General features: G+C 64.0%; 11 protein-coding genes and 1 pseudogene. 8 read left to right on the forward strand and 4 right to left on the reverse strand.

Features of this window, described 5'->3' with window-relative positions:
* Window positions 1-375 precede the first annotated feature (375 nt).
* The 5 genes from BJ970_RS35225 to BJ970_RS35245 all read left to right on the forward strand — a co-directional run bounded on the left by BJ970_RS35225 (window position 376) and on the right by BJ970_RS35245 (window position 4,244).
* The gene (locus BJ970_RS35225; protein WP_184732248.1) at window positions 376-648 is read left to right on the forward strand and encodes a hypothetical protein; all 273 of its coding nucleotides are present in this window, start codon (window positions 376-378) and stop codon (window positions 646-648) included.
* 140 nt (window positions 649-788) lie between these two features.
* Window positions 789-2,489 (forward strand): IS21 family transposase, encoded by a 1,701-nt coding sequence (istA, locus tag BJ970_RS35230; protein WP_184727213.1) that lies wholly within the window; start codon window positions 789-791, stop codon window positions 2,487-2,489.
* Window positions 2,486-3,307 carry an IS21-like element helper ATPase IstB gene (gene istB / locus BJ970_RS35235; protein WP_184727212.1) on the forward strand — a complete coding sequence of 274 codons (822 nt, stop codon included), beginning with the start codon at window positions 2,486-2,488 and terminating at the stop codon, window positions 3,305-3,307. Before istA ends, istB begins: the two co-directional genes overlap by 4 nt.
* A gap of 7 nt (window positions 3,308-3,314) precedes the next feature.
* Window positions 3,315-3,563 (forward strand): hypothetical protein, encoded by a 249-nt coding sequence (locus BJ970_RS35240; protein ID WP_184727211.1) that lies wholly within the window; start codon window positions 3,315-3,317, stop codon window positions 3,561-3,563.
* A gap of 420 nt (window positions 3,564-3,983) precedes the next feature.
* A complete protein-coding gene (locus BJ970_RS35245) occupies window positions 3,984-4,244 on the forward strand; it encodes a hypothetical protein (RefSeq protein ID WP_184732250.1) in 261 nt (86 codons plus the stop codon).
* A gap of 1,477 nt (window positions 4,245-5,721) precedes the next feature.
* On the opposite strand, the gene BJ970_RS35250 is transcribed toward BJ970_RS35245, so the two are convergent.
* The gene (locus BJ970_RS35250) at window positions 5,722-6,213 is read right to left on the reverse strand and encodes a hypothetical protein (protein WP_184732252.1); all 492 of its coding nucleotides are present in this window, start codon (window positions 6,211-6,213) and stop codon (window positions 5,722-5,724) included.
* Window positions 6,214-6,363: 150 nt separating this feature from the next.
* On the opposite strand from BJ970_RS35250, the gene BJ970_RS35255 reads away from it, so the two are divergent.
* On the forward strand, window positions 6,364-7,248 hold the full coding sequence (locus tag BJ970_RS35255; protein WP_184732254.1) for a helix-turn-helix domain-containing protein: 885 nt from the start codon (window positions 6,364-6,366) through the stop codon (window positions 7,246-7,248).
* Entirely contained in the window at window positions 7,211-7,387 is a 177-nt protein-coding gene (locus BJ970_RS35260) for a DUF397 domain-containing protein (RefSeq protein WP_184732256.1), read from the forward strand. Before BJ970_RS35255 ends, BJ970_RS35260 begins: the two co-directional genes overlap by 38 nt.
* A gap of 209 nt (window positions 7,388-7,596) precedes the next feature.
* On the opposite strand, the gene BJ970_RS35265 is transcribed toward BJ970_RS35260, so the two are convergent.
* Together BJ970_RS35265 and BJ970_RS39295 are read right to left on the reverse strand one after the other, a co-directional pair.
* Complete coding sequence (locus tag BJ970_RS35265) at window positions 7,597-8,178, reverse strand: hypothetical protein (RefSeq protein WP_184732258.1); 582 nt, start codon at window positions 8,176-8,178, stop codon at window positions 7,597-7,599.
* Between the two features lie 41 nt (window positions 8,179-8,219).
* Window positions 8,220-8,546 (reverse strand): annotated as a pseudogene (locus BJ970_RS39295) (EndoU domain-containing protein); the annotation flags it as partial.
* Window positions 8,547-8,754: 208 nt separating this feature from the next.
* Between BJ970_RS39295 and BJ970_RS35275 the strand changes: the two are divergent.
* Entirely contained in the window at window positions 8,755-9,525 is a 771-nt protein-coding gene (locus BJ970_RS35275; protein WP_184727599.1) for an SDR family oxidoreductase, read from the forward strand.
* An 8-nt stretch (window positions 9,526-9,533) separates the two neighbouring features.
* Here the strand turns inward: BJ970_RS35275 and BJ970_RS37430 are convergent, their stop codons facing one another.
* Window positions 9,534-10,643 (reverse strand): hypothetical protein, encoded by a 1,110-nt coding sequence (locus BJ970_RS37430; protein WP_221466987.1) that lies wholly within the window; start codon window positions 10,641-10,643, stop codon window positions 9,534-9,536.
* Window positions 10,644-10,654: the final 11 nt, after the last annotated feature.

Raw genomic sequence — 10,654 nt, forward strand, 5'->3', positions numbered from 1 at the left:
CCGCCCCGCAACGCGACCTGCCCGATGTGCCAGCCCACTCCGGGGCCATCCCCGCGATACAAAGCCAAACCGGGGCTGTGCCGATCGCGGGGATGGCCCATCCAACACGGAACCTCCCACAGCCCCAACCCGCTCAAAAGGCGCGCGAAAAGTCCCTCACGCCGCGGACTCCACATCTACCGGGTTCTGGGGCCAGCAGGCAGATGAACGGGACACGCGCAGGGGCACTGACGTGCGTGTTAGTCAGCGTGCCTGCGAGGTTGGGTGCCCGAGTGATGGGATCAGGGTCGAGAACCAGATCCCTTCGGTATGCCGGTGCCCGCAAACGGCTTACGCCGCTTACAAAACAGGTCCGGGGGCGGCGGTCAGGTTCCGGTGGCTGGCAGCGTCATCCTCTCCGCCGCGCCCTGGGCCTGGAGCACCAGCCGGGTCGTGCAGCAGGTCCTCGACGGAGATCGGCGTGACTTCGAAACCGACCTGCGGTTGGGCGCGGACCAGGCCCTGCCTGCGGTCGTTGTGGGGGGCTCCGACCAGACCCACCGAGTCCCGACGAACAACAAAGACGTTCCCTTCTATACGCCTGTGGTAGGGGTGTTTATGCCGGGTAGTTCCGGCCCCGGTTGTCCGGTGAGTTCTGGCCCCGGCTGAGTTCGTCCGGTGGGTTTTGGCCCCACCGTGTCCGATGTGGACACGCCCACGATGGTGTGAAGGACCGGTCTTCCCCCGTTGGTACGGGCAACGATGTGCGCCTTGAATCCAAGCGGTCGTGTCGGAGGCCGGAGTTGTCGTTGTCGCGCGTTGAGTTGTTCGCACGCATACGCCGTGATCGGCGGTTGGAGCCGGACCTGTCGGTCCGGGCGTTGGCCGAGCGGTATGGGGTGCACCGCCGGACGGTGCGGGAAGCGCTGGAGTCTGCGGTGCCCAAGGAACGGAAGAAGCCGCCGCCGCGCCGCTCGGTGCTGGAGCCGGCTTATGGGTTGATCGACGAGATGCTGCGCGCGGATCTGTCGGCGCCGCGCAAGCAGAAGCACACGACCGCGCGGATCTACCAGCGGCTGATCACAGAGCATGGGTTCACCGCAGCGGGCCGGACCGTGGTCTACGAGTACGTCGCCCGGCGGCGGCCGGAGCTGGTGGCCGAGCTGCGCGAGGAACAGCGGCACCTGCAGGGCATGGTGCCCCAGCAGCATCAGCCCGGCGAGGAAGCCGAGGTCGACTTCGCCGACGTGTGGGTCCGCGTCGCGGGCACGGTGCTGAAGTGTCACCTGTTCACGCTGCGGCTCAGTTTCAGCGGTCGCGCGGTGCACCGCGTGTTCCTGTCCGAAGGGCAGGAGGCGTTCATGGAAGGCCACGTCGAGGCGTTCCGGGCGCTGGGCGGGATCCCGACCCGCCACATCCGCTACGACAACCTGCGACCCGCGGTCCAGCGGGTCTGCTTCGGCCGCTCTCGCGTCGAGTCCCAGAACTGGGTCAAATTCCGTTCACACTTCGGTTTCGATGCCTTCTACTGCATCCCGGGCAAAGACGGCGCGCACGAAAAAGGCGGCGTCGAGCAGGAAGGCGGCCGGTTCCGCCGCACGCATCTGGTCCCGGTCCCGGAGGTCGCCAGCCTGACCGAGCTGAATGAGAAGATCGCCGCGATCGACCTGGCCGAGGACGAGCGGATCCTGCACGGACAACGGGTCAGCATCGGGTTCAACTTCGCCCACGAGGCCGAGCTGCTCGCGCCGGTCCCGTTCGAGGAGTTCGACACCGGCAGCACGCTGACCCCGAAGGTCGGCCGGGATTCGCGGATCACCGTGCGGCAGTCGCAGTACTCGGTGCCGGCGCGGTTCATCGGCCGGAAAGTGCGAGTCTCGTTGCGCGCCAACGAGGTGCTGGTGTTCGACCGCACCACGATCATCGCCCGGCACGTCCGGCTCACCCGCCGCGGCGAGTCGCATGACGAGCTGGATCACTACCTGGAGATCCTGCTCGGCAAGCCCGGCGCGCTGGCGGGGTCCACCGCGCTGGCCACCGCCCGCGCCGAGGGCACCTTCACCTCGGCGCACGAGGCGTTCTGGTCGGCCGCTCGCGCCGCGCACGGCAACGGCGACGGGACCCGTGCGCTGATCGAGGTCCTGCTGCTGCACCGCCGCCTGCCCGCCGAGGCGGTGATCACCGGCATCACCACCGCGCTGGACGCCGGGTCGACCAGCCCGGAGCTGGTCGCGATCGAAGCCCGCAAGGCCGCCGCCAGCACCGCCCGCGACCAGCCGCTGCTCGACGATGCCGACCTGTCCGACCTCGGCATCGACACCACGGTGATCCCGAAGATCATCGACGACACCCCTGATCCCCGCGAGCACGCCCCACCCACGCCGGTGAGCACCGCTGCACCGGTGATCTCCCTGCGTTCGCGCCGGGAACTGCCCGCGACCTCGACCCCGCTGCCCTCGGTGGCGATCTACGACCAGCTGCTTCGCCGCACGAAAGGCACCTCCGCATGACCGCCACCCTGCCCGCGCCCACCACCTCTGCCACCGCGGCGACCGTTCCGGCCGTCGCGCCCGGCGTCGACAGCATGGACGCCCTGATCGACCAGGCCTGCCGCACGCTGCGGTTGCCCACCATCGGCTCCCGGTTCGAGGAACTCGCCGCCGCGGCATTGCGGGAACAGGCGTCCTACAAGGCGTTCCTGCTCACCCTGCTCGACGCCGAATGCGAGCACCGCGACGAACGCCGCAAGATCCGCCGCGTCCGCGAGGCGAACTTCCCCCGCTCGAAGCGGCTCGACGACTTCGACTTCGCCGCCAACCCGAACGTCGTTCCCGAGGTCATCAACACCCTCACCACCCCAGGCTGGGTCAACGCCGGGCAGCCGCTCTGCCTGATCGGCCAGTCCGGCACCGGCAAGTCGCATCTGCTGATCGGCATCGGCACCGCGATCGCCGAATCCGGGCTGAAAGTCCGCTACACCACGACAGCGAACCTGGTCAACGAGCTCGCCGAGGCCGCCGACGACCGGCAGCTGACCCGCGTGCTCAACCGCTACAGCAAGGTCGACCTGCTCTGCTTGGACGAATTCGGCTACCTCGACCTGGACAAGGCCGGCGCGAAGCTGCTGTTCCAGGTCTTCACCGACCGAGAGGAACGCAGCGCGATCGCCATCGCCTCCAACGCCCCGTTCTCCGAATGGGACCAGACCTTCACCGACAAACGGCTCTGCTCCGCGATCGTCGATCGGCTCACCTTCAACGGCAACATCATCGAGACCGGCGCCGAGTCCTACCGGCTGCGCGCCACCCAGCAACGCCCGCGCGGCTGACCCGCTGATGCCGCAACTCTGGATCGGCGACGAACCACCCGACGACCTGTCCGTCGCTGACCCGGCCGAGGGGCCGAGCCGGTCGCACCTGCTCGAGCTCCTCGGCGTCTGCGCGGACTTCCTCGGCACCGCCAGCCCCGCGGTGCACCACGAGCTGCGCGTGTTCCTCATCGCCCGCGGAGATCACGCCATCGCCGGGCTGCCCGCGTTCCTCGACCAGCTGGCCCTCACCGCCGCCGCTCAGCCAAGGCCCTAAACGAAAAAGGGCCGACTGCTCACGGATCCAGCCTTGTCGGAGGCGGAGCCATGAACACCCGGCGAGCAGAACGCTAGCTCTCCACCCCGTTCACCGGAGCGCACACCACTCGGCACCCGCGAAGTTTCACCCATCCAGGGGCGGGGCCAAAACTCGCCGGACACCGTCAGCCCCCGGCGGCCCAGCCCGCCGGACACACCCGGCACCGGAGCCTGAACAACCCGGACCAACGGGTCCAGAAAACACCGGCAAAAACAGTAGGGGCTCCGCCGATTCTCGGAACGGGCTGGTACGACGGTTTTTCTCAGGGGCAGATCGTGACACCGGGTGGCGGAGGAAACATGAACTCCCAAAGAAGCCTGCGAGTGTTTATTTCAACGCCCTGAAGAGCGTCACTCGGAGCGGATCGAGGTGGTTGTCATGTCGCTGGACCCCTCTTGGCGACCAGCCTTTGAGACCATTGTCTGGGCTGCCGGGCATATCAATGAGGAAGCGGTAGCCACCGCGATCCGGGAAGATGTCGCACGGCGAGGACAAGACCTCTCCGGCGACTCGGACGATTACTGGCGTTTGATCGGCGAAGCGGCCGTAGAAGCAGTGGTATTCGACTTGGTCGAGGAAGCAAAGCGCTGGGGTACCGAGTTTCCTTCCTCGGGCGGCCCGGACTCGCCAGGGCAATAACCGACACAAGGAGCTGCGGCGCTTCCCCAAGACACCGCGAGGTGGGGGAGCGCCGCACCGTAGGAACTGCACGGCAATCCGCGACACCAAGAAGGCGCTCATCGCCAAGATCAGCGAAGGCCAGCTGCGCTACGCATCCCTTGAGCACCGCCCGGCATCCATTCACGTCAACGGCGCAACCGCCGTCGTCGTCGGCGAGATGAGCGCGCTGGTAACCGTGTCGGGCAACACCATTCGGCTGAATACGCAGACACTCGAAGCGCACGTCCTCGAAGCAGGCTCGTGGCGCCTCCTCGCGTTCCAATCAACAAGCCCGAACAGCGGTAGGAAGTGTGGTGACCAGGTGCGCCACACCCCAAGCGTCCAGGAACGTTGGGGTTATCGCAGTGGCCCTTCACGCGGGACCAGCCACCCGATAGCCGTGATCAAAATTAACGCCGGATCCGTCTGTACGGACAATAACCGCTTAGCGGCCGGTGCGAGGACGGGTGTTGATGCGACGATGCCCCGCACCATAGGTGCGGAGCATCGGTCGTGATCGGGTTGGCTCAGTCGTCGGTGTCGGTGTTCACCAGGTCTTCTACCTTGTCGTCACCCTGCGACCAGTGATCGACGTCCCGATCGAACTCGTCCTTAGGCTTGCCGTGTGGCAGTCGTGTCGCCCGCATCAACCCACTTCTCCTTCTTCCGCTCAGCGGCGCTGAAGGTGGCTTGAATGTCCGGCAGGTGGTTCCTCACCAGGTGCACCAGATGCAATGACCGCTTCAAGGCGTCTCCGAACACCGTAGGCTGCTGCTTCGACGTCCAACGCTCTTCAGCTCCGCACAGGTTGCAGGTCTGCTTGTCGTCCTTCGCAACGCTGTACTCAAGCTGGATCGGGTGCACGCGGACTTGCGCCATATCGGTTTACTCCTCGGGTCGGCACGGCAGTTGAACACCTCCCCTCACCTTACGTGATTGCCAGGGCTGAAACCTGCACCCTGGCCGATCTAGAGGCTTCCGAGAGCCGCATGTCTGATCAATCGGCCATGTGAGGGGTGTTGCGATGGATTGCGGCCGGTTGGCGTGGCGAGGAGGAAGGACGCCAACCGGCCGCGAACGGGCCGATGCCGGGTCGGGGGGCACCAGTAACTGAGTGCCCGGCACCGGCCCGCGTCTAGATCAGCTCCAATCCGCGTTGGACACGACGAAGGAGCCGCCATCGACGGGAACGCTCTTTCCGGCCCACCTTGACTTTCCTGGCATCGCAGTAGCAGTGAGAGCAGGAGCAATGCCACCGTGTGAGAACTGCGGCGTACGTCTCGGCTTGCACGGCCGACCAACGGTGGAGACCCCTCAGACAGTCAGCACACGGAATGGGCTTGAACGTGGTGGTGATCTCTGCGGCGGCAAGGCGTGACTCGGTGCTCATTACGACACCTCCCGCCGCATTCGTCTCGTTCGCCTGCGGCAAGGTCCAGCTTTGAACCTGCTTCGTTCACTGCGTGCCTCCCGTGGACTTCATGAGGTCCAGGTAGCCCCTGATACCGCGTACGACTTCCTCAAGACCTGCGGCAAGTTCGTGCAGTTCTGTTGCCGCGCAGGGACTGTGGTTGAGTTTGTTGCAGACTGACCTGATCGCTTGCTCAGCCTTTTGGAGTACGAACGTCAGATGTGACTGAGCCGAGTAGGACCGGTCTTGATCGTCCACATTGGGCGCGCATGTGTCTGCGACCCGATCGACGTTACGGATGGCACGCAACACGCAGTCCTCGCACGGGGCCCCGGTGCCCTCCGAGCACTCGTCCATCTGACTGCGTCTGAACGTCTGTTGGCACAGCGATGTGATCGTGTGCTCATCGGCCGATACCTGGTAGTGCAGAACACGCAGCGACTCTCCGACGACACCCGCCTTGTACCGGAAACACTGCACGTCGCTAATCGTGAGCGTCTTTCCGGAATGGCCAGGTTGTGGAGCGATGCCCGCCATGCTGCCTCCCAGGTTGAATGTTTGACTCGCCAAGTACGCTGTTGATGCAAAGGTTGATCCGTGGTGACTAGAGATTGGGTGAGGCGGCTATGACCACACAATTGCTCTAAATGGGTGATGTCGCCCGGATGACACGTAAGGATGTATCGCATGGCTACCAATGGGTCACCGCGAGCTAGGGCACTGTCGGCTGCTTTGCGTGACGCTCGGAACGTACGCGGGATAAGCCTTCGCGAGCTGGCAAAGAAGCTGTCACTTGATCAGTCTCATCTATCCAAGATAGAGACTGGCAAGCGAGTGCCTAGCGTCGAAACTACCGCGATGATCTTGGCGGTCCTGGGTACCGGACCTAGCGAGCGCGAACGGATTCTCGACCTCGCAAAGAATGCAAGCGAGCCAAACTGGCTCACCGTTGGCATGCCCGGAATACCACAACAGCTAGCGGGTGCTGTCGAGAGTGAACGCGAAGCATCAGCCATCGTTTATTGGTCGCCCATGATTATGCCGGGTTTGCTACAGACGGCTGATTACGTTCGGACTATCGCTATAGCGGATGGACAGCCGAAACACGACGTTGAATCACGTGTGATGGTTCGCCTCGCTAGGCGTGAAGTCCTTACCCGCCGTGAACCAGCAAAGTTCGACGTACTTGTCGGCGAGGTTGCGCTACGGCAGCCGATCGGAACACCAGACATGATGATCGAACAGTTGCGGTACTTGATTAAAGCTAGTGTCGAATATCCTAACGTCAATCTCCGTGTGGTACCTACGCGTGTGGGATGGCACCCTGGAACGGCTGGGTCGTTCGCGCTCTACGAGTTTCCGGACTCGCCACCGTTTGTCCATTTCGAGCACTACAGCTCGGGCGCTTTCGTTACGAACTCTGACGACATCGAAGCGTACCGCAAAGCCGTAGCCGCGATTGGTCAATACGCATACAGTCCTGCCGATTCAACAAATTTCATCGCGCAGGTTATCGTAGAGGAGTATCAAGAAAATGACATCCGAGATCAAATGGCGCAAGAGCACGTATAGTAACGTTAATGGCGAATGTGTCGAGCTGACAACAACGTTAGACCGGATCCGCGATTCCAAAGATCCGAATGGCCCCACGCTGCGCGTAAACGCGGCGAGTTTCGTTCATGCGGTGAAGCAGGGACGCTTCGACCGCTAACATGATGGTGCCCCGGTACGTCGTACCGGGGCACCATTGTGCCGAGCGGTTGAGAATGTGCCGACTTGGCTTTCTTACCCAAATTCGAGGCATTTCGGCGCCCGCCCAACCTGCGGACCTGAGGCGGAGGGATTCGTCAGATTACGTGCCGTCGGCGGGTGGTCGTGCCACAGCGGAGACGGGCAGGGGACTTGTGCGTGCTGCGTTTGTCAAGGCTGCTCGGTGACGTTCAGCGAGGCGAGCGTGTTCTCCCGGTCATGGATGTACACGAGGTCGGTAACCGTGGCCGGGCGGAACCAGTTCAGCAGCTCGGCAAGAGCCTGCTGCTCATGCGACGTCACTCGGATTTCATCCTTGACTAGGCAGGCGCACAGATTGTCGAGCATGATCGCTTGTTCCCCGGCGAAGCTTAGGGAGCGGTTGCTGTCGAGATCGTGTGGCGACAGCCGTCCGGCGAATCGCTCAAGCAGCTCCTGGGATTTCGTGTTGAGCCAGTTCAGGTCGGCGTTGGTCACCACTCGCGGTTGATCGGCGACCTGGATGGCGGCAAGTGTCTGCGCACGATTGTTGATGTAGTCGTAGTGGCCGGCGGGGACCACATCGAGCAGCCGGGTCAGCGTTTCCTTTTCCGCCGGTGTCACTTCGGTGCGGCGGTTGACTAGCATCTTGCAGATTTCGTTGAGCAAAGATGCCGACTCGCCTGCTTCGCCCAGGGCGCGGTACGCGGCCAGCCGACGCTTGGGCAGCCGGTCGGCCAACCGCTCCAGCAACCGGCGCAGCGCCTCGTTCACATGGGCTGTATCCATCGTCGTGTGGTCTCCACTCACTTACGTCAGGGTACCGGGTGCGGATTGCCGAACTCGTCGTTCATCATGACGCCTTCGCCGCGCAACGGGTAGCCGGTTTTGACCTGACCCTCCGGCGTCACGAGGCCCTCGATCTCCACGCCGTCTCTGGTTCCGGTGAACCTGTAGTTCCCACTTTTCTCCAAAGTGGGCGGGCGGTCCGGGTTTTTCGCAACATCTTCAACGGCGTTGATGATCTGGTCCTCGTCCCAAGACTCGGGGTAAGTCTCCAGCGCTTTGCTCGCTGCGTGGAAACAGTCACCGGCCTCCAGCCACTTGGTCGGCTCGCCGTCGAAAGCGTCACGGAACTGCTCGGCGGCTTCCCCTAATGGTGGAGTCGGTTATTGGAACGGTCCGAATACCTGCCTGATTCGAGCCCTCGGTGCCGCGTGGTGGTGGCTCGGCCGTTGCCGCCTCAAAGTTGACACGTGGGCGTGTCTGAGAAATCGGGTGCTTTGTGAGGGGCGGCCCGTCAGTATGAGGATCATGAGTGGCGGGACGCGCGTGGGGAGTTAGCAGGACGTGGAGAAGGCGGGGCGTCCGCTCGCCTTGGTCACGGGGGCGGGACGTTCGGCCGGGATCGCGGCGTCCGTAGTACTGAATCTGGCGCAGGCTGGCTGGGACGTGGCCTTCACGTACTGGACGCCTTATGACGCGCGGATGCAGTGGGGCATGGAGCCGGGCGCACCTGGAGAGTTGCAGAGGAAGGTGGCTTCCCTCGGAGCGAGAACAGTTGCGGTTGAGGCGGATCTGAGCGACTCGGATGCGCCGGCTCGGCTCTTCGACAGTGTTGAGCGCGAGTTGGGAAACGTCAACGCGTTGGTGCTCTGCCACTGCGAGTCGGTCGACTCTGGTCTGTTGGATACCACGGTGGAGAGCTTCGATCTGCACTTTGCAGTCAATGCACGGGCAACGTGGCTGCTGATCCGGGAGTACGGGTTGCGATTCCGCGGGCAGTACGGAAGCGGGCGTATCGTCAGTCTGACCAGCGACCACACCGCAGGCAACTTGCCCTATGGGGCGAGTAAGGGGGCGATGGACCGGATCACGCTGGCCTCTGCCCGTGAGCTCGCTCATCTGGGAGTGACCTGTAATGCGATCAATCCCGGGCCGACCGATACCGGGTGGATGACCGAAGAGCAAAAGGCAGACATGACTCGCTCCACACCCCTGGGACGTCTCGGTGTGCCGCAGGACTGCGCGAATCTGGTCACGTTCCTTTGCTCGGCGGAGGGCGGATGGATCAACGGCCAGCTTCTCCAGAGCAATGGCGGTCTCGGGTCAAATGCATGAGGCGAGGCTCACGGGTGCTTGCGGCTGGCGACGTCGGCGGCGTAGTTGGTCCAGTCTCCGCTGGAGGCGCGTTGCCATGCGACGGCGACTTTGACGCTGATTCCGAGCATACGGGCCAGCATCGCGGCCGGGAGTTCGCCGGCGAGGGTGAACAGCGCGGTGGAGCGGTCTTGTTGAGGATTGAGGCCGATGTCCTGCAGACGTTGGCCGAGCCGTTCGTCGCTGATCGGCCGGCCAGGGTGCCCGCCGGGGAACAGCCACGGGGCGTGATCGGGGGCGCCGGTCATGGCATGGCCGCGGCGGGTGCTGACCAGCCTGCGCACCATTGCTCCCAGTGGTTCCGGGAGGTGGATCGGGGAGGTGCCCAGCGTGATCTCGACCCGGTCTTCGTGAAAGCGGACGTGGTCGATGGTGAGGTGGGTGATGGTGGCGATGCGTTGGGCGTAAAGAAGAAGTAAGAGCCCGGCGACGCGGTCGGAGGTGGCGAGGGTGTCGTCGTGGAGCAGTCGGCGAGCGTCGGTCCAGCGTTTCTCGGTGTCCGGGGTCCCTTGGGGTGCTGTCCAATAGGGAGTGGTGTAGGTCAGTCCGTGGGCGTGCCGGTATTTGACGGCCCAGCGGAGGAAATGGCTGGTTTCGTCCCGGTGGCTGGAGGTGGACGCGGTGATCCAGCGGTCGAGGTCGGCCTGGGTGCAGGTGTCGAGTGTCAGTGCGTTGTCGCCGAGCCAGTTGAGAAAGTTCGTCGCGGCGGTGACATGGCAGCGCACGTTCAGGTCCTGGAGGCGGGTGGTGTGGTTTTCGCCGAGGCGTTGCCGCAGTCGGCGTAGGTGGTGCCAGACGGCGTAGTTGTGCAGGATCCGGCGCTCGGCAGGGTCGGTGCGGTTTTGGACGGTCGTGGTGATCCAGCGTTCCAGCGCGGTGAGGCGTTCGTCGCGTGGGGGCAGGACGTTGGTTGCGACCAGGATGCTGCGGAGGTGCGCGAGTGTCTTGCCGTCGGGTAGTTGGTCAAGGATCTCGTGAGTGAGCGGGCCGGTGTTCCCGGCGATCTGCGCGAGGAGTTCGCGGACTTTCGATCGGGAGAGCCAGGTCAGGGTGCTGTCGGGGCGTGTAACGCCGGTCAATTGCCTTGTGC

It is taken from the genome of Saccharopolyspora phatthalungensis, from assembly GCF_014203395.1.
Classification (GTDB): Bacteria; Actinomycetota; Actinomycetes; order Mycobacteriales; family Pseudonocardiaceae; genus Saccharopolyspora; species Saccharopolyspora phatthalungensis.